Raw genomic sequence first — 21,658 nt, 5'->3', positions numbered from 1 at the left:
CCATGAAACCCGCTCTTCCCGCCGGGACCGGCTCCCGGAAGGTCCTGGCCCTGTTGGCCGGACTCGCCGCACTCAAGGCCGTTGGCCTGGTGCTGGTTGCCGACGCCCTGGCCACCTCGATCAGCCAACTGGCGGCCGGAATCGACCTCGATGTCCAGCGGCTGCTGGTGTTCGGCCTGGGCGGAACGATGCTGCGGGCCGCGGCCGTGTGGGGCACGGAATTCGCTGCCCAGCGGGCAGGGCTCGGGGCCAAGGAACACCTGCGTGCCCGGCTCCTGGCCGCGGGCCTGGAGGGCAGGGCGGCGGCCACCGACCCCGGCCACGGCGCGCTGGCGGCCCTGGCCAGCCGCGGGCTGGACGGGCTGGACAACTACTACACCAAGTACCTTCCCGCGCTGGTCTCGGCGCTGGTCATCCCGATCCTCGTCGGGGTCCGGATCCTGGTCGCCGACTGGGTTTCCGCACTGGTCGTCGTCTTGACGGTACCGCTCATCCCGGTTTTCATGATCCTGATCGGGTTGCACACCCAGGACCGCATCAAGGCGGCCGCCGCCGGGCTGGACCGGCTTTCGAACCATTTGCTGGAACTGGCCCAGGGACTTCCCGCCCTGATTGGCCTGCGCCGGGCGGAGGGCAAGGGCCGCGCCCTGGCCCGGGTATCCGAGGACTATCGCGAGTCCAGCATGAAGACGCTGCGCACCGCATTTCTCTCCGGCCTCGCCCTGGAACTCATCGCCACCATCTCGGTGGCGGTCGTTGCCGTGTTCATCGGCGTGCGCCTGGTCTACGGGCACATGGGCCTGGAGGCCGGGCTGGTGGCCCTGATCCTGGCCCCCGAATGCTACCTGCCGCTGCGCGCCCTGGGAGCGGCCTTCCACTCCTCGGAGGACGGGGTCGAGGCCCTGGAACGCAGCGAGGGATTCATCGGGTCGGATCCCGCCGGCGCCCGCGAAACCGCCGGCCCGGCACCCGCCTCGGCCTCCCGCGTGCTGGAGCTGGAGAACCTCTCCATCCGGCACGCCGAACGCACCGAACCGGTGGTCAGGGAGCTGGACCTGGCGCTGGCCGCCGGATCCGCGCACGTGCTGGATGCCGCCAGCGGGAGCGGAAAGACCACGCTGCTGCATGCGGTCCTCGGGCAGCTCGAGCCGGGGGCCGAGACCACCGGCCGGATCAGGGTGGACCGCTCCCGCATGGCATACATTTCCCAGCACCCGCTGTTCACCGAGGCCACCGTGGAGCAGGAAATCCGGCTGCACGCCGGGGAGCAACTCTCCGCGGCGATGCTGCACTCGGTGCTGGCCGAGGCGAACATCTCCCACCTGGCGGCACGGAACCTGGTCGATTGCAGCCCTGGCGAGCTGCGCCGCCTCGCCGTGGCTCGGGTGCTCGCCCGGGTGGCGGCCGATCCACGGGTCAACCTGGTGCTGGCCGACGAGCCGACGGCGCACCTTGACGAGGCATCCGCCTCCGGCATCCGCCGTTCCCTCTGTGCCCTGCGCGGGCAATGCGCGCTGCTGGTGGCCACCCACGACCGTGCCCTGGCCACGCAGCTGCGCGACGGGCACGCCGCCGGGCAATCGGCCGCCGAAGAGCCTGCACCGGATTCCGTGGGCCCAAAATCCCCGGCGGCTCCCGGAATCCCGGGCGCAGAACGCCAGGGGCACAGCCGGGGCACCGGCGCGCGGGCCGCGCACTGGCGGCTGCTGGGCTCCATGCCGTGGCTGCGCCACGGCATGGTCCCGGGCCTGCTGCTGGCCGCGGCCGCCGCGATCTTCGGCGCCGGACTGACCGGGATCTCCGGCTGGCTCATCGTCTCCGCAAGCCACCAGCCCCCGATGCTGCACCTGATGGTTGCCATCGTGGGCGTGCGCGCCTTCGGCATCGGCCGCGCGGTGCTGCGCTATGCCGAACAATTGCGCGTGCACGACGCGGTCATGGGTTTCGCCTCCACGCTGCGACAGCGCCTCTGGGATGCACTGGTGGCCCGGCCCCACAGCTGGGGCAGGATCACCCGCTCGGGCGCGGCGCTGGGGCACCTGGTGGCCGAGGTCGACGAGGTGCGCGACGCAGTGCCCCGGGTCCTGGTGCCGCCGGTGGCCGGAATCGCCACCTGGACTGCCGTCACCGTGGGGATCGGCTTCTGGGCGCCCGCAGCCCTGCCGCTGGCCCTCGGCCTGGGGGCGGCGGCCTTCATCGGCTTGCCGCTGGCCGTGCTGGCCGTGGAAAAGCGCAGCACCACCGAGGTGGCCGAACACCGCATGTGGCTCGGCACGCGGGTGCCCACGCTGCTGCGCGCGGCAGGTGACCTGCGCGCCAACCGGGCAGCGGAACGCGCGCTGGAGAGGTTCACCGACCAGGACGCCGCCGCCACGGCATCGCTGCGGGCTGCGGCACGCGGCGCCGGGCTGGCCCAGGGCGGCGCGGCGCTGCTGTCCGCCACGGCGGCGGTGCTGGCCGTGATGACGGTGGGCACCGGGGGAGAGCAGGCGGCCGTCGCCGGGTTGCTGCTGCTGGCCCTGGGCGAGCCGATCGCCAACACCGCCATCGCCATCCAGCAGCTGCCGCAGCTCGATGCGGTGCTGCGCCGCGTCTGGTCAAACCTCGCGGACGGAAAGCCGGCCCCCTCCGGCGCGGGCACTGACGCGAGCACAGCGCCGGCGGACACCGCCGGTGCCCTGGGGATGCGCCTGCGCGGCGCCGACATCGGCTGGGTGGCCAACAGCCCGGTGCTCAGGGGCCTGGACGTGGAGCTGGTACCCGGCCGCTGGGTTTGCGTGACAGGGCCCTCGGGAACGGGGAAGTCAACGCTGCTGGCCGCCATGCTCGGCGCCCTGGAACCGCTGGCCGGAACGCTGCAGGCCCGGCGCGGGAGCGGTCCCTGGGCGGCGGCACGCGCGGGGGACCTGGCGCGGGTTTCCTGGTGCCCGCAGGAAGCGCACCTCTTCGATTCCTCGGTGCGCGCCAACCTGGCCCTGGGCCGGGACACCGGGGACCAGCCCGGGGACACAGAGCTGGAAGCGGTGCTGGCCCGGGTGGGACTGGGTTCCTGGCTCGCCACGCTGCCGGCGGGGCTAGACTCGCGGATCGGCTCCGGCGGCCACCACCTCTCCGGCGGGCAGCGCCAGCGCCTGGCCGTGGCACGCGCCCTGGTGGCCCGGGCCGGGGTGCTGTTGCTGGACGAGCCCACCGCCCACCTGGGTGCGGACGAGGCCGTGGAGCTCGTGGCCGACCTGCGTGCCGCGCTCACCGGGCAGGCGGTGCTGCTGGTCACCCACGACGCAGCGGTCGCCGCCCTGGGCGACGCGGTGCTGGACCTGGCGGATCCGGCGCACCGGGTCGCGGTGCCGGCATGAGCCCGGAAAGATACCCTCAGGCGCCGGGGGTCTGGCGTCGCTTGAGGGCGGCGAGAACCGGGGATGCATCGGAGGCGGAAGCCTGGAACCGGATCACGACCCCGTCGTAGCCCCACAGCTTGAGCAGCGGCACCGGGCCGTTGCGGAGCCTCCGGCACTTGTCGATGTTGTCGTAGCGGATGGTGCGCAGCCGGCGCAAGATGGTGCGTTGGATGATCTCGTCATCGCGGATGACGATGTACGAGTTCAGGTAGGTGGCCACCAGGAATGCAGCCGTGGCGAGCAGCAAGATGCCGATGATGAGCATCGGCATGCGGTCCTCCGGGTCGGAGGTGCCGGCGATTGCGGAGAGCACGAGCAGCAGCCCGACCGGCGCAACCAGCCAGCCCGCCACGGCCAGGACCTTCGGCTGGCGGATCGCTTCGGGGTTCATCCGGTCCCGCTTCGGCCGGCGCGTGGACCACTGGCCCACGGAACTGGCCAAGACCACGGCAAACAGCACGATCCCCACGAAGACCAATGGTTCCTGGATCATGTGGTTCCTCTTTCGCTCGGGGATCAAACGCCCGGTGGTCCATGGCCCGCAGGACCCGGCCGGGGATGCCGGCGTGGTCCGGGGCGGCCCCGGACCACGCCGGTTGGCGGTTCGCCGCTGCTAGCCGTCCAGCAGCGAGTCCTGGATGGCGACCCGGCGGGCGGCCTCGACCTCGACCGCCCCGGAATCGGCAAAGGGCACGCTGTCCTCGGTGGGCGCTGCGAGCGGCGCGCGCCCGGAGGAGCCGGGCGGCGGCAGCTGCCCCGCGGGTGCCGGGGCATCCTGCGCATCCGTTCCCTCGGAGGCCGGGGTGCCGCCGAGCAGGTCGATGCCCTGGGCCAGCGGGACCCCGGAGCCGTCGCGCTTGGCGTACTCGGTGGGCAGGGCGCGCACCACGCCGGCGGCGGAGGACGCCCGGGCCGGCCCGGCGCCGGCATAGGCCAGCTCCAGGTGGTCCTCGCCCTTCAGGAAGCGGTGCGCCCGCACCCCGCCGGTAGCCCGGCCCTTGGCCGGGTACTCGGCGAAGTCGGTGACCTTGACCGAGTGCGAGGCGGTGCCCGGCAGCGTGTTGGATCCCGTGGCGATGGAGACGAAGACCGGTGCCTGGGCGTCCGCGGGGACCACGCCGAAGAAGATCACCTTGTCATCGGCGCCCAGCTTGATGCCGGCCATGCCGCCGGCGGTGCGGCCCTGCGGGCGCACCGCGGAGGCGGCGAAGCGCAGCAGCTGCGCGGCGCGGGTGGCGAAGACCAGGTCGGCGCCGTCAGGCCCCACCGCGGCGCCCACCACGGTGTCCTTGTCCTTGAGCGTGATGGCCTCCCACTCGTCCCGGTTCAGCGGGTAGTCCGGGCTCAGCCGCTTGACCACGCCGTTGGCGGTGCCCAGGGCCACGACGGCATCCAGCGGCACCAGTGCGACCATCTTCTCGCCCTTGGCCAGCTGGGCGAACTCGTCGACCTTCACCCCGCCGGTCAATTGCGGGAAGCCGTGGGCAGGGGGCAGCATCGGCAGGTCCACGACCTGCAGCCGCAGCATCCGGCCGGTGGAGGTGATCCCGCCGATCTCGCCGCGCGCGCTGGTGGCCACCACGGAGGAAAGCACGTCGTGCTTCACCCGTGCCCCGGCGCCGTCCAGCGGTTCGGCGGATCCGGTGCGCGCCACCTGGCCGGTGGCCGAGAGGAGCACCCGGCAGGGGTCGTCGGCGATCTCCAGGCTCAGCGGCGCTGCCTTGCCGGTGCCCGCGACCGCGGGCATGGAGGTGCCCTTCAGCGGGGAGCCGGACTCGGTTTCCAGCAGCACGGTGCGGCGCGGGGTGGCGAACTTCTCGCCCATCTCGGCCAGCTCGCCGGAGACCACTTCGCGCAGCAGCGTGTCGGAGTCCAGGATCGCCTTCAGCTCCTCGATGGCCGCGCGCAGCTCCTCGGCCTCCTTCTCCAGCTCCAGCCGGGAGAACTTGGTCAGCTGGCGCAGCCGCAGCTCCAGGATGTGGTTGGCCTGCAGCTCGGAGAGGTCGTAGATGGCCATCAGGCGCTCGCGGGCCTGGGCCGTCTCGTCCGAGGAGCGGATGATGGCGATGACCTCGTCGATGTCGACGATCGCGATGAGCAGGCCCTCGACCAGGTGCAGGCGGTCAAGCTTCTTCGCCAGCCGGTGGGCGGTGCGCCGGCGCACCACCAGCAGCCGGTGCTCGACGTAGACGGTGAGCAGCTCCAGCAGCCCCATGGTGCGCGGCTGGCCCTCGACCAGGGCCACGTTGTTGATGCCGAAGGAATCCTCCATCGGGGTGAACTTGTACAGCGCCGCCAGCACCGCGTTGGGGTTGAACCCGTTCTTCAGCTCGATCACCAGGCGCAGGCCGTGGTTGCGGTCGGTGAGGTCGACCACGTCGGCGATGCCGGTGAGCTTCTTGGCGTTGACCGCGTCCTTGATCTTCTCGATGACCTTTTCCGGGCCGACCATGTAGGGCAGCTCGGTGACCACCAGGCCGGCGCGGCGGGCGGTGATCTGCTCCAGCTCCACCTTGGCGCGGGTCTTGAAGGTGCCGCGTCCGGTGCGGTAGGCGTCGCGGATGCCGTCCAGGCCCACGATCTTGCCGCCGGTGGGCATGTCGGGGCCCGGGACGAACTTCATGATGGCGGCCAGGTCGGCGTCCGGGTGGGCGATCAGGTGCAGGGCCGCGGCGACGACCTCGCCGAGGTTGTGCGGGGCCATGTTGGTGGCCATGCCCACCGCGATGCCGGTGGTGCCGTTGACCAGCAGGTTCGGGAAGGCGGCGGGGAGCACCGAGGGCTGCATGAACTGGTTGTCGTAGTTCGGGACGAAGTCCACGACGTCCTCGTCCAGGTTCGCGGTCATCGCCACGGCGGAGGCGTCAAGCCGCGCCTCGGTGTAGCGGGGGGCCGCCGGCCCGTCGTCCAGCGAACCGAAGTTTCCGTGCCCGTCGATCAGCGGCAGGCGCAGCGCGAAGCCCTGGCTCATGCGCACCATCGCGTCGTAGATGGCGGTGTCGCCGTGCGGGTGCAGCTTGCCCATGACCTCGCCGACCACGCGGGCGCTCTTCACATGCCCCTTGTCCGGGCGCAGGCCCATCTCGGACATCATGTACAGGATGCGCCGCTGCACCGGCTTGAGCCCGTCGCGGGCATCGGGCAGGGCGCGGGAGTAGATCACCGAGTAGGCGTACTCGAGGAAGGATCCCTCCATTTCCTTGGTCACATCGATGTCAACGATGTGCTCCACGAAGTCTGCGGGCAGTGGTTCGGGCTTTTTGCGCGCCATATTTGGTGTGAATCCTCGATTCGGTACTGATGCCCGACCTTGGGCAAGGTCGGGTTTCATCTCGTGCTGCGGTTCCGGCGCGTCGGTCCAAGTGCTCGCGCAACGCCGACCGCTAGGCTAAGCCTATGGTGGATGGTCGTAAACCCGGTGAATATCCGTCCCATTGGGAAGCGGACGTTGTCCTGCGAAACGGATCCACGGCACATCTACGCCCGATTCAACCCGGTGACGCCGACAATTTGCAAAAAATGCACCGGGGACAATCCGAGGCTTCGGTCTACATGCGCTATTTTACGTACAAATCCTCGCTCACCGCCAAAGAGCTCAAGCGCTTCACCGAGGTCAACCACGTCGACAGGGTCGCCTTCGTGGTCATCCGGGGCGAGGACATCATCGGGGTGGGTCGCTACGACAGGCTCGATGACCCCGCGGACGCCGAGGTCGCCTTCAACATCTCCGACGCCTACCAGGGCATGGGCGTGGGCTCGATCCTGCTCGAGCACCTGGCCGCCGCGGCGAGGGAAAACGACATCGAGCGCTTCTCCGCCGAGGTGCTGCCGGAGAACCGGAAGATGCTCACGGTCTTCGCCGAGGCCGGGTACGCGGTCAAGCGGCACTTCGACGAGGGCGTGGTGATGCTCGAGTTCCCCATCGACCCCACGGAGAAGTCCCGTGCGGTGATGGAATCCCGCGAGCACCGCGCCGAGGCCAAATCGCTCGCCGGCCTGCTGGCCCCGGCTTCCATCGCGGTCATCGGAGCCAGCCGCGAATGGGGCACCATCGGCCACACCCTGCTGCACAACATCATCGAGGGCGGATTCACCGGACCCGTCTACGGGATCAACCCGCAGGCCTTCGAACTCGGCGGGATGCGCAGCTACGCCACGGTGGCCGAGGTCCCGGGCCCCGTCGACCTCGCCGTCGTCGCCGTGCCGCAGGACCAGATCCACCAGGTCATCACGCAGTGCGCGCGCGCCGGGGCCAAGGGCCTGCTGATTGCCACCGGCGGCTTCGAAAAGGACGGTGAGGCCGGGCTGCTGCGCCAGCGCGAGCTGGTGCGCCTGGCACGGGGCAACGGCATGCGCGTGATCGGCCCGGCATCCCTGGGCCTGGTCAACACGGACCCGGCAACGTCCATGAACGCCTCGATGGCCCCCGGCATGCCCAAGCACGGCAGCCTGGGGCTCTTCAGCCAGTCCGCCGCCATCGGGGTGCTGCTCTATGCGGCCTCGGTGCGTCGCGGGGTCGGGGTCTCCTCGATCGTCTCGGCCGGGAACCGGGCGGATGTCTCGGGCAACGACGCCATGCAGTTCTGGGAGGACGACCCCGGCACCGGCGCCGTGGGCCTGTACCTCGAATCCTTCGGCAACCCGCGCAAGTTCTCCCGCATTGCCCGCCGGCTCTCGCACTCCAAGCCCGTCATTGTGGCCAAGTCCGATGTCATGGGGCTGCGGCTGCCCCCGGGCCATGCGGTGCGCACCACCCAGGCGCCCACCGCGGCGGTGGATGCGATGCTGCGCCAATCCGGGGTCATCCGGGTCCGCACCAACGAGGAATTGATGGAAATCGCCCAGGTGGTTGCCTCCCAGGTGCTGCCGGCCGGCAACGGGCTCGCCGTGCTCTCCAACTCCGATGCGCTGGCCTCCGTGGTGGCGGACGCGGCGGAGCAGAACCGCCTCGACGTCGTGGTGTCGGATGCCGAGATCACGCTCGAGGACGGCCAGTCGCAGGCGCTGCCCCGCCTCGCCGCCGCCCTGCACCGTGCGCTGGCAAACCCCGCGGTCCACTGCGCCATCGTCACCCTGCTGCCCACGCCCGGGCTGGGTACCGCGGTCCTGGCCACCTGCATTCGCGAGGCAGCCGCGGCGGCGGGGAAAACCGTTGTCGCGGTCTTCCCCGGCATCATCGATGCCGCCAGCCTGGCCGATGGCCTGCTCGATGCCGGAACGGATCCGCAGGGGCACGCCCTCGAGCTGCCCTGCTACTCCAGCCCGGGCGTGGCGGTGAACGCGCTGGCGGCCGTCGTGCGCTACGCGACGTGGCGCTCCCGCGAACACGGCGAGGTCACCGAGCCGGCCGGCATCAACGTGGCGGCCGCCGAGGACTTCATCGAGGATGCATTGGCGTCGGTGCAGGGGGTTGAGCTGTTGCGGCTGCCCAAGGCCAAGGCCGCGCAGCTGCTGGGCCTCTACGGGATCCAGGTCCTCGAATCGGCGCGCTTTGACACGAGCGACGAGGCGGTGGCCGCGGCAACCCGGCTCGGTTTCCCGGTGGCCCTCAAGGCCCGCGACGAGCACCTGCGCCACCGTCTGGATCTGGGCGGCGTCAGGCTGAACATCACCGACGAGGCTTCCCTGCGCTCAAACATCGGGCACATGCGGGAGGTCCTGGCCCCGTACGCGGCCAGGGACCTCGAGGTCCAGTCAATGGCCCCCGCCGGCCAGGGCTGTGTGATCCGTGCCGTCGAGGACCCGCTGCTGGGTCCGGTGGTCTCCTTTGGGCTGGCCGGGGACGCGGTGAACCTGCTGGACGACTGGGCCCACGGCATCCCGCCGCTGACCAATACCGACCTGTCCGACCTGGTGGGCGCACCCCGGGCCGCCGCCCGCCTGCGCGGCTACCAGGGGCTGCCGGCCGTGGACCTGGGTGCCTTGGAGGACCTGCTGAACCGCGTGGCAACCTTGAAGGACAACCACCCGGAGGTCTCCCTGCTGGAAATCAACCCGGTGATGGCCGCCGCCGACGGCACGACCGTGCTGGCCGTCGAGCTGTGGCTGGGCAACCCGGAGCAGCGCACCGATTCCGCACGCCGTGCCATGAGCCAGTGACCCCGTGCCCGCGGGCGGGGTGCCGCGCCGGGCGGAACCAGCCGATTCGCGCCCTTGGGTAGACTGGAGGGCATGACCCCCCTTTCTTCGGCCACGGGCCCCGACCTGCAAGCTGACCTCGACCGTGCCGGGTTCTACCCCAAAATGGTTGCCGACATCATCGACGAGGCCCTCGACGGCCGGGCAACCGGCGCCCACCTGGTGCACCTGGAAACCCACTTCGACCAGCACGAGGTGCACCGGCACATCACCGTCCTGGTGCTGGCGGAGGACGTGCTGCTGGTGGCCCACGTCGATGACCAGCAGCTGGACGAGAAGGGCAAGGAAGTCATGGCCCAGGTCTCCACCGAGCTGGTCCAGCTGTCCAAGGTCACCACCGTGGCCACCAGCTACGTCTACCACCAGCCGCAGAACTACCGCAGCGGGGACATGGTCAAGGAACTGACCCTGGGCATCGCCTGGGCCGGTGCCCAGCGCATCGACCTGGCACCGGCCGGCTGTGCCGACCCCGCGTGCGACGCCGACCACGGCTACACCGGAACCTCCCAGCAGGAGGACCTGGTGCTGCGCGTCAGCGCCGAGGCCGACGGCGTCAAGGCAGTGACCGCCGCCCGCAGCTTTGCCAAGGCCATGCGCCGTGCCTCGGCCCCCCGCGGCACCGAGGCACGGCCCGCCGCAGCGCCGGCACCGGCCGCCGAGGTGCGCGGACGGGTCGGCTCGCGCTTCGGTCGAAACACCCACCAGGGCTAAGGCCACAAGGGAGAACACGGCCTCGTGGCAACCAGCACTCGCAGAACCCCGGCCACCGCCTTGCCGGCGGCCCCGCCCTATGGCAGCAGGACCATCGCCGAGCTGCTGCCCAGCGCCGCGGCGGCCCTGGGCGTCGAGGGCTTTGAAAACGCCCTCGGGCTTCCGGCGGCGAACCGCATCGCCGTGGTGATGGTCGACGGACTGGGCAAGGCCCTGCTCAAGGCCCGCGGGGGACATGCCCCGTTCCTGCGCAAGCTCATGGAAAACTCGCAGACCCTGCTCGCGTCATTCCCCTCCACCACCGCGGCCTCGCTGACCTCCATGGGCACCGGCCTGCCGCCGGGGCAGCACGGGGTGGTGGGCTACGACGTGGTGGACCCGGTGCGCCGCCGGGTCGTGAACCAGCTGGGCGGCTGGCCCAGGGACCTGGACCCGGTCTCCTGGCAGCCGCACCCGACCGTGTTCGAGCGGGCGGAAGCCGCCGGGGTGCACACCGCCACGGTGTCCCTGTCCCAATTCAAGGACTCGGCACTGACCAAGGCCGCACTGCGCGGACCCGTTTTCACGGCCGCCGAATCCCCGCACGCCAGGGTGCGCGCCACCTGCGAGATCCTGGCGGCAAATCCCCGCTCCCTGGTCTACTGCTACTTCAACGAGCTGGACAAGGCCGGGCACCGCTACGGCAAGGACTCGGCGCAATGGGGCAACGCACTTGAGGACCTTGACTCGGTCATGCGCACCCTGGCGGCCCGGGTCCCGGCCGGCACGCTGCTGCTGCTGACCGCCGACCACGGCATGGTCGACGTGGACGAGCAATGGCGGATCGACTACTCCGAGTTCCCGGAGCTCGTGGACGGGGTCGAACTCACCGCCGGCGAGCCGCGCGGGGTGCAATTGCATTTCGCTTCCCAGACCCCGCCGGCGCAGCGCGAGGCGGTGGCCGAGGCCTGGCGGGAACGCTTCGGTGCCAAGGCCTGGGTGCTGGGCCGCGACGAAGCCATCGACCTGGGACTCTTCGGCCCCGTGGACGACGCGGTGCGCGAACGCATCGGCGACCTGCTCATCCTGGCCGCGGAGGAGATCGCGTTCCTTGACGGGCGGCGGGTCAAGCCGGCGGCCTTCACCATGATCGGCCAGCACGGCTCGCTCACCCGCGCCGAGTGCGAGGTCCCGCTGCTGACCTTGGCGCGCCCGGGATCCCGGAAGTAGCGCAGCAGGCAGTAGCGCGGCAAAGCGAAGGCCCGGTCCACGCAAGGAAATCCTTGCCGGGACCGGGCCTTTTCCGCGCCGGCGGTGTCGCCGCGGGGATCAGTCGTTGTTGTTGCGCCGCCCGAAGACGATCTCGTCCCAGCTGGGCACCGAGGAGCGCTTGGCCTTCTTCTTGCCGCCGGCCTCCTCATCGGTGGCGGGCTCGGAATCCTCGGGTCCTTCCCCGGCTTCAGGGGCCTCCGGGCGCAGGTTGGGCACCAGGGAGATGGATGTGGTGCGCGTGCTGACGCCGTCGTAGAGCCTGGGCAGCCCGTCGTCCTGGGGCTTGGGGCCGGCCAGACGCGGGTCGTCGTCCGGGTGCGGGGAGCGCGACAGCATCGCGGCCAGGGCATCGTCGCCCTCCTCATCGATCCCCAGGCGCTGCCCGCGGCGGGCGCTGAGCGCGTCCAGCAGCTGTTCGGAATCGGCAACCGCCGCCTCGAAGTCGACGTCGTCCCCGTCCGCCTCGACATCGAAGGGGTCGTCGGCGACGGCGGTCAGGCGGCGGGCGCCCACGGGCGCGTCCAGCGGCTCGAGTTCGCTCAGGACCTGTGCCCAGCGGTTCGCGTTTTGCAGCGACTTGCGGTTGGGGTGGAAGGACCACCGGGCCATCGATTCCTCGGCGCCCGAGTCCAGGGCGATGCTCGCGTCCGTTTCCGGCAGGTCGAAGCGGGCGACGACCTCCCAGGAGCCGTCGGCGGCACGCCAGGCGTCCCAGGCGAGGGATTCGTTGTCGATGCCCAGGGAGTGGATGCGGTAGGCGACCATCTCGCCGAGGTTTGCCGGCTCCTCGCCGAAGATGCTGCGGTAGCCGTCGTGGGTCTGCGGGGCGGAGACCTCCACGTTGCGTGCCTGGGAGGCGATGTATTCGCGTTCGGCCAGCACCGGGCCCTCGTAGCGCATGATGCGCTCCAGGGACATGCCGGAAATGGCCGCCACTTCCTCCGCCGTGGCACCGGAACGGATCCGGGACTGGATGTCGCGAGGCGACAACGGCGCGGCCTGGGCCTCCGAACGATCGGCCCGGGCTGCTCGAGTCAATGCACTGCGCAGCGCTTCATCGACGGGCAGCACGTAGCTGTTCCCGTCATCGCTGCTCAGGTGCAGGCTCTCACCGTTCTCGTGGATTCCCACCAGTCGGAGTTGACGCATGACTATCCTCCACAAACCGTCGTGTTGTGACTAAAACTCTGCCACCTGCAGGGTCAATTACCTAAGAGGTGCATTGGTGTGGCGCGGACCGGCTTCATGATTATTCCCACGGAGCTGCGGAAAAGTCGGTTAAACCGGGTAAAAAATCCCGCCTTTGGACCCGAAGATGCAATGATGAACAGTCGGTTCCCGACCGGGCACAAAAATGCGTCATTCTGCGTTGCATCATAAGCGCATCCATACGCGTGGGTTGACCAGGGGGCCGGAACCGGACCCCGGGGCGACCCGATACGAACAACAGCTTGAACCAAGCGGAGTGTGAAGCAGCAATTATGGCAACCGACTACGATGCACCTCGGAAGCATGCCGAAGACGATGAGAAGCCCGAGGCCGTGCCCGAGCTGAAGGCGCAGCGCAACACCAACACCAACGCCTCGAACCTCATTGACGAAGACGAGGCGGCCCTGGCCGACAGCTACGAGCTGCCGGGTGCCGACCTGTCCGGCGAAGAGCTTGCGGTCATGGTGCTGCCGGCGCAGGCGGACGAGTTCACCTGCGCCTCCTGTTTCCTGGTGCGGCACCGCTCGCAGATCGCCCTGGAGAAGGACGGCCTGCTCTACTGCACCGACTGCGAGGGCTAGGCGCCGTGCGCGGGCACTGCCCGCGCACGGCGCACGCCACAACGCCCGCCACCCGAAACGGGTGGCGGGCGCTGTGGCAATTCCTGCGGGGCGCGGTGGCCTATGCGGTGCCGGGTTCGTCGGTGGCGTCGGGGGAGCTGCCGGCTTCCGCCTCGCTGCTCTCCACCGGTTCGCGGTACTGCACCATGACCCCGCCCAGGGCCGCGGTGAGCTCCTCGGGCCGCCGGGTCGAGGTCAGCCAGTACGGAGTGGAGTCGCGCTCGTCGGTGATCCCGATGCGCACCACCGGGTCGATCCAGCCGCGGATGCACATGTAGGCGATCCCGTTCAGGCCCGGACCGCGTTGGTGGTAGGCGGCCGCCCCGCGGTATCCGGTGACGTCGCCAATGAACTCGCGTTCGATGGTGGCACGACCCACGCGCACGGTTTCATCGCGGACCTCGATCGTCGGGGTGCTGATGACCAGGGCAAAGGCAATCAGGCCCAGGGCGATGATGCCGGCGACCACGCCCCAGCCGATGCCCACCGGCATGAATGCGACGGCGGCGGTGGCGCCCAGGCCCAGCGTCACGACCCAGATCCACCAGGAAGGCCAGAGCCTTTCGCGGAAGTGGACGGGGGCAGGGTGCTGTGGTGAAGGGTTCTCGGCCATACCCACAAGCATAGGCGGTTGGGTGTCGCCTCCCGGCCAGCGCACAGGCGCGCAAGGGACTAGAGTTAATGGGGAACGGCAGAGGCCGCGACGCGGCCGGCACCTCAATCCCGAACCCCCTGGAGTGGAAAATACATGTCCGAATCGAGAGTCGATATCGCCCTGAAAATGCTTGATCCGGACCTCCCGGTCCCGAGCTATGCACACGAGGGCGATGCGGGTGCCGATCTGTGTGCCCGCGAGGACGTGACGTTGGCGCCGGGGCAGCGGGCCTTGGTGCCCACCGGTGTCTCCCTGGCCCTGCCCCTGGGCTACGTGGGGCTGATCCACCCGCGTTCGGGCCTGGCCACGAAGCACGGACTGACGGTGGTCAATGCGCCGGGAACCGTGGACGCCGGGTACCGTGGTGAGTTGAAGGTCACGTTGCTGAACACGGATGCAGCCACCCCGATCGTGCTCAAGCGCGGGGACCGCATCGCCCAACTGGTGATCCAGAAGGTCGAGCGGGCCCACTTCATCCAGGTCCAGGACCTGGACGACTCCTCGCGCGGCGCCGGCGGCTTTGGTTCCACCGGTGGCTTTGAAACCGCAAACAGCAGCCACTAGGGCCGACCACCGAAATCTCACGGTCGATACAGCAAGAAGGCAACTTCCATGATTTTCAAGCGCAAGAAGAAGGCCGGCGCCGAAGCGCAGCCCGAGCAGACCATCGCCGGGCTCAACGCCGCCGCCTCCAGCAAGCCCGGGCAGGCCGCGGGCGACATTACGGCGGACGCCCCTGAGGCCGCACCCCGGGGCGGCCCCGCGGCCGCCGCGGATTCCGCGCGCACCGCGCCGGTACGCACCGGGGGACCGTTCGACGGGGACGACTTCGAGGACCACGACGGCTACCTGGACCTGGGCGCCCTGCTGATCAAGCCGGTTCCCGGATTGCAGCTGCGTCTGGAAGTCGAGGAATCCACGCAGCGCGTCATCGCCGTGGCCCTGGAGATCGGCGGCTCGCGCATGCAGCTGCAGGTCTTCGCCGCCCCCAAGACCGATGAGCTGTGGCCGGGCATTTCCACCCAGATCGCCACCGGCATCGCCGACCAGGGCGGGGAAACCGAAATGGTGCCCGGCCGCTTCGGCAACGAATTGCTCGCCCGCGTCCCGCAGGCGGCCCCCGACGGACGCCAGGGCCACGTGGCACTGCGCTTCCTGGGCATCGACGGGCCGCGCTGGTTCCTGCGCGCCGTCATCGGCGGGGCCGCGCTGACCGACACGGCCGAGTCCAAGACCATGGAGGACGCCCTGGCCCAGGTCGTGGTGGTGCGCGGCGACACGCCGATGCCCCCCACCGAGCTGTTGCCGCTGACCGTGCCCTCCGGGGCCCTGGCCCGGCCGGACGCGGACCAGCAGCCCGGCACCGAGCGTCCCGAACGCGGCCCGGAAATCACGCAGATCGGCTGATCCGTTGCCCAAGGACAAACCGGTGAAGGCCAAGCGGCCGCAGGCCCCCCGGGACGAAGCCGCCAAGCAGCCCGGCGAACCGGCGGGGGAGGGAATCCAGCCGCTGGCGTCGCTGGCGGAGCTTCCGGTGCGCGGGCGCATCTCCCACCGCGGCTATGTCGAATCGATGACGATCCTTCCCCCGGCGCAGGCCCCGGCCTTCACCGTCACGGTCGTTGACCACCCGGCCCCGCCCGGGGGCCGCCGGAATGCGGTGCCGCACCTGCGGCTGGTCTTCGTGGGCCAGCGCCGGGTCCCGGGACTCGTGGCAGGCTCCCGGATCAGCTACCAGGGCATGGTCGCGCCCATCGACCTGGTGCCCACGGTCTTCAACCCGCGCTACGAGATCCTCCCCGAGCGCACCGCCCGCTAGCGCCGCGCACCGCCGAATCACACCCTCGAGTCGCCCCAAGGACAACCGAACGCCATGAGCGAGCACAACGAAGAAACGCCCCAGCCGCAGGAGCACGGCCCCGGTGCCGAGGACGTGGCCCGGCGCATCGGCGCCAACGCCGGCATCGAACGCCGCGACGACGGCCAGATCGACGTGCTCAAGACCATTGGCGGGGTGCGGGGGCTCGTCGAGTCGCTGCTGCCCGGCCTGGTCTTCCTGGTCATCTTCACGCTGTGGCAGCAACTCAACACGGCGCTGATCGCCTCGGTCGCCGTGGCCCTGGTGTTCACCGTGCTGCGCCTGGTGCGCCGCGGGACCCTCGCCCAGGCGCTGACCGGCCTGGCGGGCGTGGCCATTTGCGCGGTCTTCTCCCGGGTCACCGGGGAGGCGAAGGACTACTACGTCCCCGGCTTCTACACGAACCTGGCCTATGGCGGCGCGCTGGTCGTTTCCATCCTGGTCCGCTGGCCGCTGATGGGCGTGATCTTCGGGTTCATCCGCTCGGAAAACATGCAATGGCGGGAGCACCGGCTTCGCGCCCGGCAGTATGCCTGGGCGACCTGGATCGTGGTGGCGGTCTTTGCCGCCCGGCTGGCCGTCCAGGTGCCGTTGTACCTGGCCGACAATGTCCCGGCCCTGGGCGCGGCGCGCCTGGCCATGGGAGTGCCGCTCTACGCGGCCGGACTGTGGATCGCCTGGATGATCTCCCGGCCGCAGAAGGCAACGACCGCCGGGCCGACGCCGGGACCCCGCGCCTAGCCGGCCCGATGCCGCTAGGAATCGACGCGCGCGTCGCGCAACACGGTGCGCAGCTCGTCCTCGGCCACGATCGTGGTCACGAAGAACAACTCGTCACCGCCCTCGATGACGTCGTCCTGGCTGGGTGCCAGCGGCACGTCGTCGCGCAGGATCGCCACCACCGTCGCCCCGGCCGGCCACGGCACCGAGCCGATGGTGCGCCCGATCATCGTCGAATCATGCGGGACGGTGAACTCCACCATGGAGACCACGCCCGACTGCAGGGTCATCAGCCGCACCAGGTCGCCGACCTCCACGGCCTCCTCGACCAGGGCCGTCATCAGCCGCGGGGTGCTCACCGCGACGTCAACGCCCCACGCGTCGTCGAACATCCAGTCGTTCTTCGGGTTGTTGACCCGGCCCACGGTGCGACCGACCCCGAACTCGCTCTTGGCCAGCAGGGAGACGACCAGGTTCACCTTGTCGTCGCCCGTGGCGGAGACCACCACGTCGACCTCCTCGAGCCTGGCCTCCTTGAGCACCGAGAGTTCGCAGGCGTCCCCGAAGAGCCAGCGGGCCCCCTGCACCCCGGCGCGCGAGACCACCTCGGGTTTCTCGTCGATGAGCAGCACCTCGTGCCCGTGGCTGATCAATTCCTTGGCGATGGAGCTGCCCACCGACCCTGCTCCGGCAATCATGACCTTCATTACGCGTTTTGCTCCGTGGTTGGTTTGGGGGCGGCCGAGAGGACCTTCTCGATGTCCTTGCCGGCGTCCACCGGCATCATGGCGTGGACGATGTCGCCCTGCTGCAGCCGCATGCCGGGCACCGGCAGCACGCCTTCGCCAAAGCGCGAGAGGTAGGCGATGCGGATCGGGGCGGCGGCCTCGAGCTCCTCGAGTCCGTAGCCGTACCAGCCCTCGTGGATGTTCACCTCGCCGAGGAACAATCGGCCCGAGGCCTCGCGGTAGTCCCCGTGGAGCGAGTGCTCGGGCAGGATCCTGCGCAACACCTGGTCGGAGCTCCAGCGCACCGCCGCCACCGTGGGGATGCCCAGGCGCTGGTAGATCTCGGCACGTCCCGGGTCGTAGATCCGGGCCACGACGTGCGGGACGTGGTAGGTCTCGCGGGCCACCCGGGTGGCCAGGATGTTGGAGTTGTCGCCGCTGGAGACCGCGGCAAAGGCGTAGGCCTCGGAGATCTTCGCCCGCTCCAGGGTTTCCCTGTCGAAGCCGACCCCGGAGACCTTCAGGCCGGAGAAGCTGCGGCGCAGGCGGCGGAAGGCCCGGTCGTCCTGGTCGATGATCGCCACCGAGTGCCCGGCGTCGTCGAGTGTGTGGGCAAGGGTCACTCCCACCCGTCCGCAGCCCATGATGACGAAGTGCGCCATGATCCATCCTTTGGTTCCCACCGAGCTGCCTGCGGTCCTCCGCGGCACGGTTCGTGCACCAGTCTTTCACGATTCGGGTCCCCGATGCGTGATTCTTCACGTCGCCGCCGACGGTGTGGTGTATGACAGGTGCGGGCAAAGGGGGCTAGCTTTGGATCGTGCTTTCATTCCTCGACGCGTTGAAGCGGATTCTGGTGGGGCGCCCCTTCAGGACCGAGCGCCTGAAGCAGGCCCCGCTGCGCAAGCGCCTTGCGCTGCCGATTTTCTCCGCCTCCGCCCTCTCCTCCATCGCCTATGCGCCGGACGAGGTGATCCTCACCCTGGCGCTGGCAGGGCTGGGCGCCATGGCGTTCTCGCCCTCGGTGGGCCTGGCCGTCATGGTGGTGATGCTGGTCATCATCGCCTCCTACCGCCAGTCCGTGAAGGCCTACCCCTCCGGCGGCGGCGACTACGAGATCGCCTCGGTCAACCTGGGCCCGCGGGCCGGGACCACGGTGGCCGCGGCACTGCTGGTTGACTTCGTGCTCACCGTGGCGGTGTCGATTTCCTCGGCCTCGCACTACGTGGTTGCCGCGTTCCCCGCGATGGCCGGGAGCCAGGCATGGATTGCCACGGCCGGGGTGGTGGTCCTGACGGTGCTGAACCTGCGCGGGCGGGGCAGGTCCAAGATCGGCAACGCCGCGCCGGTCTACCTGTTCATCGGCGTGGTCCTGGTGATGTTGGCCGCCGGCGGGATCCTTGCCGCCACCGGTACCCTGGGCAGCGCACCCAGCGCAGGCTTCGAGGTCGTTCCCGATCCCGACTACCCGCACGGGCTCACCGGCCTGGCCGGGGTGCTGCTGGTGCTGCGCGCCTTCTCCACCGGATCCGCCGCGCTAACCGGCGTCGAGGTCCCGATCTCCAACGTCCACACCCTCGCCGCGCCCAAGGCCCGCAACGCGGCGACGGTGCTGTTGCTGCTGGGCCTTTTTGCCGGCGCACTGACCCTGGGCACCATGTACCTGGCGCGGGCCGCCCGGGTCCACGTCGTCGAGGACCCCGCCACCGGCCTGCGCCTGGACGGCGGGCCGATCCCGGCCGACTACATCCAGCACCCGGTCCTCGGGCAGCTGGCCGAGGCGATCTTCGGTCCCGGTTCGCTGGGCCTGTACCTGGTGCTGGCGCTGACCGTCGCGGTGCTGCTGATGGCCTCGCACACGTCCTTCAATTCCTTCCCCAACCTCGCCTCCCACCTGGCCACCGACGGCTACCTGCCGCGGCAGCTGCGCACCCGCGGGGACCGGCTGGGGTTCTCCAACGGCATCCTGGCCCTGTCCATTGCCGCCATCGTGCTGATCTGGGTGTTCGATGCCCACGTGCCGACCCTGATCCAGCTCTACGTGGTGGGCGTCTTCGTGTCCTTCACGCTCAGCCAGCTGGGCATGATCCGGCACTGGGGCAGGGAGCTGGCCCAGACCCCGGACAAGCGCGTGCGCGCCCGGATCCACCGCTCGCGGCTGCTGAACCTGGCGGGCTTCGCACTCACCGCCGCGGTGCTGGTCATCGTGCTGGGCACGCGGCTGGTCCACGGCGCCTGGCTTGCGGTGCTGGGCATCGCGGTGCTGTTCCTCATGATGGACTCGCTGCACCGGCACTACGTGCAGGTCGATGAGGAACTTGCCATCGGCGGGGACGACTCCGCCACCGCCTTGCCGGCCCGCGTCCACGCGCTGGTGCTGGTCTCCACGCTGCGCAAGCCGGTGCTGCGCGCCGTGGCCTTCGCCCGCGCCGCGCGCCCCTCGAAGCTGGATGCCATCGTGGTGGACGCGGACTCGGAACGCACCGAGGCGACGCTGAGGCAATGGGAGGCCCTGGGCATCCCGGTGCCGATCACGGTGCTGGCCTCGCCCTACCGCGAGATCTCCGCGCCCCTGATCGAGCACATCCGCTCGATCAAGCGCGATTCGCCGCGCGACCTGATCGTCGTCTACATCCCCGAATACGTGGTGGGCCGCTGGTGGGAGCAGCTGGTGCACAACCAGACCGCCATGCGCATCAAGAACCGCCTGCACTACGAGCCCGGGGTCGTGGTGGCCTCGGTGCCCTGGCGCCTGGCCTCCTCCGACGTCTCGACCTTCCTGGGACCCACCGAAGAGGGCTCGGCCGGCCCCAAGACCAAGACACCTCCGGCATCACCCCCGATTTCCAAGCTGAAAGACAAGCCATGAGCCCCGCAGAACACATCCTGAAGGTGCGCCTCGACGCACCGGCCCACGGCGGCCACACCGTCGCCCGACACGAGGGCCGCGTGATCTTCGTGCGCCACGGCATCCCGGGCGAGCTGGTGTCCGTCGCCGTGCGCGACGACGGCGAGAAGGCCCGCTTCTGGCGCGGCGACGTCGTCGAGGTCCACGAGGCCTCCGAACACCGGGTGCCGCACTTCTGGACCCAGGCCGACTCCCTGCACGCCGCCGCACGCGGTGCGCTGCCGGTGGGCGGCGCCGAGTTCGGGCACATCTCCCTGGAGGCTCAGCGCGACATCAAGGGCCAGATCTTCGTTGAGCAGCTGGCACGCCTGGGCGGCATCAACGCGGCCGAACACGGCTTCACCTCGGTGCGGGCCCCCGAAGGCGAGAGCGCGGACGCGCTGGGCTGGCGCACCCGCACGGCGTTCGCCGTCGATGCCAAGGGCCGCCTGGCCATGAGCCCCTTCCGCTCCAACGACCTGGTACCGGTCAAGGAAATGCCGCTGGCGCACCCGAAGATCAACGAGCTCAAGCTCTGGGAGCTGCCTCTGGTGGGCATCAGCCGCGTCGAGGTTGCCGTCGGCTCGGGGGAGGACTCCGGCGTGCTGGTGCTCTTCGTCGAGGACGGCACCGTCGCCGGGGCCGCCGGGCGTGCGGCCAAGCGCCTGCCGGAAGGGGTTTCCGCGGCCTCCGTCACACAGGTCGGCGGCTCGGTGGCCGACGGCCGCGGCGCGCTGCAGCGCCTGCGCGGGCGCACCTGGCTTTCGGAGGCCGTGGCCGGACACGACTACCGGATCACCGGCGAGGGCTTCTGGCAGATCCACCGCCTGGCCCCGGTCACCCTGGTCGAGCGCGTGATGAGCCAGTTGGCGCCGGGCTACGGGACGCGCATCGCCGACCTCTACGCCGGGGCAGGTCTCTTCAGCGCGCCCCTGGCCAAGGCGGTGGGCGATGACGGCATGCTGCTGTCCATCGAGGGCGCCCCCGGAACCAGCAAGGACGCGGTCAAGAACCTGCGCGAATTCCCGCAGGCGATCATTTCCCAGGGGCGGGTCGAGAAGACCTTGTCGCGGGAATTGAATACGCGCAAGGCCAAGCTGGATTCGATTGTGCTTGATCCGCCGCGCACCGGTGCAGGCAAGACCGCCGTTTCCGCGATGGTGCGCTCGGGCGCTAAGAAGATCTCCTACGTTTCCTGCGATCCTGCATCATTTGCCCGTGACACGGCCGATCTCATGGCCTCGGGGTTCCGCTTGGAAGAGGTCGATGTCATCGACCTTTATCCGCACACGCACCACATGGAAACCGTGGGACTCTTTGTCCGCCACTAGGCGATGATGTGACTCCGTCCGGCTCGAAAATGTCGGGTTGGCGGGGTTGTAGGGGCGGCGGGGGATAGACTGTCTATAGCTCTGCCGCAATAAACCACAGGTAAACTCAGTTAGGATCGCCTAACTGGATTTCCTTGTGGGCGTGCAACGAA

Annotated in this window: 17 protein-coding genes; 11 read left to right on the top strand and 6 right to left on the bottom strand. The window is 69.9% G+C overall.

Annotated elements, in window-relative coordinates; genetic code table 11:
* Positions 1-2: 2 nt before the first annotated feature.
* Entirely contained in the window at positions 3-3,356 is a 3,354-nt protein-coding gene (gene cydC / locus KRR55_RS14515; protein WP_217389833.1) for a thiol reductant ABC exporter subunit CydC, read from the top strand.
* 16 nt (positions 3,357-3,372) lie between these two features.
* Here cydC and KRR55_RS14510 read toward each other — a convergent pair whose 3' ends face one another.
* Positions 3,373-3,891, bottom strand: a complete 519-nt coding sequence (locus tag KRR55_RS14510) for a hypothetical protein (RefSeq protein WP_217389832.1) — start codon at positions 3,889-3,891, stop codon at positions 3,373-3,375.
* Positions 3,892-4,011: 120 nt separating this feature from the next.
* Positions 4,012-6,669, bottom strand: coding sequence for a DNA gyrase/topoisomerase IV subunit A (locus KRR55_RS14505; protein ID WP_217389831.1), 2,658 nt, complete (start codon positions 6,667-6,669; stop codon positions 4,012-4,014).
* A 125-nt stretch (positions 6,670-6,794) separates the two neighbouring features.
* Between KRR55_RS14505 and KRR55_RS14500 the strand changes: the two genes are divergently transcribed.
* The 3 genes from KRR55_RS14500 to KRR55_RS14490 all read left to right on the top strand — a co-directional run bounded on the left by KRR55_RS14500 (position 6,795) and on the right by KRR55_RS14490 (position 11,456).
* Complete coding sequence (locus tag KRR55_RS14500; RefSeq protein ID WP_217389830.1) at positions 6,795-9,497, top strand: bifunctional acetate--CoA ligase family protein/GNAT family N-acetyltransferase; 2,703 nt, start codon at positions 6,795-6,797, stop codon at positions 9,495-9,497.
* Between the two features lie 72 nt (positions 9,498-9,569).
* Positions 9,570-10,247, top strand: a complete 678-nt coding sequence (locus KRR55_RS14495; protein ID WP_217389829.1) for a DUF5998 family protein — start codon at positions 9,570-9,572, stop codon at positions 10,245-10,247.
* A 24-nt stretch (positions 10,248-10,271) separates the two neighbouring features.
* The gene (locus KRR55_RS14490; protein ID WP_217389828.1) at positions 10,272-11,456 is read left to right on the top strand and encodes an alkaline phosphatase family protein; all 1,185 of its coding nucleotides are present in this window, start codon (positions 10,272-10,274) and stop codon (positions 11,454-11,456) included.
* A 99-nt stretch (positions 11,457-11,555) separates the two neighbouring features.
* On the opposite strand, the gene sepH is transcribed toward KRR55_RS14490, so the two are convergent.
* Positions 11,556-12,647 carry a septation protein SepH gene (sepH, locus tag KRR55_RS14485; protein WP_217389827.1) on the bottom strand — a complete coding sequence of 364 codons (1,092 nt, stop codon included), beginning with the start codon at positions 12,645-12,647 and terminating at the stop codon, positions 11,556-11,558.
* Positions 12,648-12,979: 332 nt separating this feature from the next.
* On the opposite strand from sepH, the gene KRR55_RS14480 reads away from it, so the two are divergent.
* Complete coding sequence (locus KRR55_RS14480) at positions 12,980-13,288, top strand: DUF4193 domain-containing protein (protein ID WP_217389826.1); 309 nt, start codon at positions 12,980-12,982, stop codon at positions 13,286-13,288.
* A gap of 100 nt (positions 13,289-13,388) precedes the next feature.
* On the opposite strand, the gene KRR55_RS14475 is transcribed toward KRR55_RS14480, so the two are convergent.
* Positions 13,389-13,940: a DUF3093 domain-containing protein gene (locus KRR55_RS14475; RefSeq protein ID WP_217389825.1), complete on the bottom strand. Its 552-nt coding sequence runs from the start codon at positions 13,938-13,940 to the stop codon at positions 13,389-13,391.
* A 135-nt stretch (positions 13,941-14,075) separates the two neighbouring features.
* On the opposite strand from KRR55_RS14475, the gene dut reads away from it, so the two are divergent.
* From dut to KRR55_RS14455, 4 genes are read left to right on the top strand one after another with little or no spacing between them, the layout of a single operon-like run.
* Positions 14,076-14,546 (top strand): dUTP diphosphatase, encoded by a 471-nt coding sequence (gene dut, locus KRR55_RS14470; protein WP_217389824.1) that lies wholly within the window; start codon positions 14,076-14,078, stop codon positions 14,544-14,546.
* Positions 14,547-14,594: 48 nt separating this feature from the next.
* The gene (locus tag KRR55_RS14465; RefSeq protein WP_217389823.1) at positions 14,595-15,389 is read left to right on the top strand and encodes a DUF3710 domain-containing protein; all 795 of its coding nucleotides are present in this window, start codon (positions 14,595-14,597) and stop codon (positions 15,387-15,389) included.
* A gap of 22 nt (positions 15,390-15,411) precedes the next feature.
* Positions 15,412-15,801, top strand: coding sequence for a hypothetical protein (locus tag KRR55_RS14460; RefSeq protein WP_336245130.1), 390 nt, complete (start codon positions 15,412-15,414; stop codon positions 15,799-15,801).
* A 54-nt stretch (positions 15,802-15,855) separates the two neighbouring features.
* Entirely contained in the window at positions 15,856-16,581 is a 726-nt protein-coding gene (locus KRR55_RS14455) for a DUF3159 domain-containing protein (protein WP_217389822.1), read from the top strand.
* Positions 16,582-16,595: 14 nt separating this feature from the next.
* Here the strand turns inward: KRR55_RS14455 and KRR55_RS14450 are convergent, their stop codons facing one another.
* Positions 16,596-17,267 carry a potassium channel family protein gene (locus KRR55_RS14450; RefSeq protein WP_217389821.1) on the bottom strand — a complete coding sequence of 224 codons (672 nt, stop codon included), beginning with the start codon at positions 17,265-17,267 and terminating at the stop codon, positions 16,596-16,598.
* Positions 17,267-17,950, bottom strand: a complete 684-nt coding sequence (locus KRR55_RS14445; protein ID WP_217389820.1) for a potassium channel family protein — start codon at positions 17,948-17,950, stop codon at positions 17,267-17,269. Before KRR55_RS14445 ends, KRR55_RS14450 begins: the two co-directional genes overlap by 1 nt.
* 158 nt (positions 17,951-18,108) lie before the next feature.
* Between KRR55_RS14445 and KRR55_RS14440 the strand changes: the two genes are divergently transcribed.
* Both KRR55_RS14440 and KRR55_RS14435 read left to right on the top strand, forming a co-directional pair.
* Positions 18,109-20,157, top strand: coding sequence for an APC family permease (locus KRR55_RS14440; RefSeq protein WP_336245129.1), 2,049 nt, complete (start codon positions 18,109-18,111; stop codon positions 20,155-20,157).
* Positions 20,154-21,506, top strand: coding sequence for a class I SAM-dependent RNA methyltransferase (locus tag KRR55_RS14435; protein ID WP_217389819.1), 1,353 nt, complete (start codon positions 20,154-20,156; stop codon positions 21,504-21,506). The genes KRR55_RS14440 and KRR55_RS14435 overlap by 4 nt, the downstream gene beginning before the upstream one ends.
* Positions 21,507-21,658: the final 152 nt, after the last annotated feature.

The sequence above is a fragment of the Paeniglutamicibacter quisquiliarum genome (assembly GCF_019084045.1).
Taxonomy (GTDB): Bacteria; Actinomycetota; Actinomycetes; order Actinomycetales; family Micrococcaceae; genus Paeniglutamicibacter; species Paeniglutamicibacter quisquiliarum.
The sequence above is the reverse complement of the archived record's forward strand: the minus strand, read 5'-3'. Positions and strand labels throughout refer to the sequence as shown.

Coding starts and splice junctions, on each gene's coding strand:
- cydC (WP_217389833.1), top strand. CDS start 3: ATGAAACCCGCTCTTCCCGCCGGGACCGGCTCCCGGAAGGTCCTGGCC.
- KRR55_RS14510 (WP_217389832.1), bottom strand. CDS start 3,891: ATGATCCAGGAACCATTGGTCTTCGTGGGGATCGTGCTGTTTGCCGTG.
- KRR55_RS14505 (WP_217389831.1), bottom strand. CDS start 6,669: ATGGCGCGCAAAAAGCCCGAACCACTGCCCGCAGACTTCGTGGAGCAC.
- KRR55_RS14500 (WP_217389830.1), top strand. CDS start 6,795: ATGGTGGATGGTCGTAAACCCGGTGAATATCCGTCCCATTGGGAAGCG.
- KRR55_RS14495 (WP_217389829.1), top strand. CDS start 9,570: ATGACCCCCCTTTCTTCGGCCACGGGCCCCGACCTGCAAGCTGACCTC.
- sepH (WP_217389827.1), bottom strand. CDS start 12,647: ATGCGTCAACTCCGACTGGTGGGAATCCACGAGAACGGTGAGAGCCTG.
- KRR55_RS14480 (WP_217389826.1), top strand. CDS start 12,980: ATGGCAACCGACTACGATGCACCTCGGAAGCATGCCGAAGACGATGAG.
- KRR55_RS14475 (WP_217389825.1), bottom strand. CDS start 13,940: ATGGCCGAGAACCCTTCACCACAGCACCCTGCCCCCGTCCACTTCCGC.
- dut (WP_217389824.1), top strand. CDS start 14,076: ATGTCCGAATCGAGAGTCGATATCGCCCTGAAAATGCTTGATCCGGAC.
- KRR55_RS14465 (WP_217389823.1), top strand. CDS start 14,595: ATGATTTTCAAGCGCAAGAAGAAGGCCGGCGCCGAAGCGCAGCCCGAG.
- KRR55_RS14455 (WP_217389822.1), top strand. CDS start 15,856: ATGAGCGAGCACAACGAAGAAACGCCCCAGCCGCAGGAGCACGGCCCC.
- KRR55_RS14450 (WP_217389821.1), bottom strand. CDS start 17,267: ATGAAGGTCATGATTGCCGGAGCAGGGTCGGTGGGCAGCTCCATCGCC.
- KRR55_RS14445 (WP_217389820.1), bottom strand. CDS start 17,950: ATGGCGCACTTCGTCATCATGGGCTGCGGACGGGTGGGAGTGACCCTT.
- KRR55_RS14435 (WP_217389819.1), top strand. CDS start 20,154: ATGAGCCCCGCAGAACACATCCTGAAGGTGCGCCTCGACGCACCGGCC.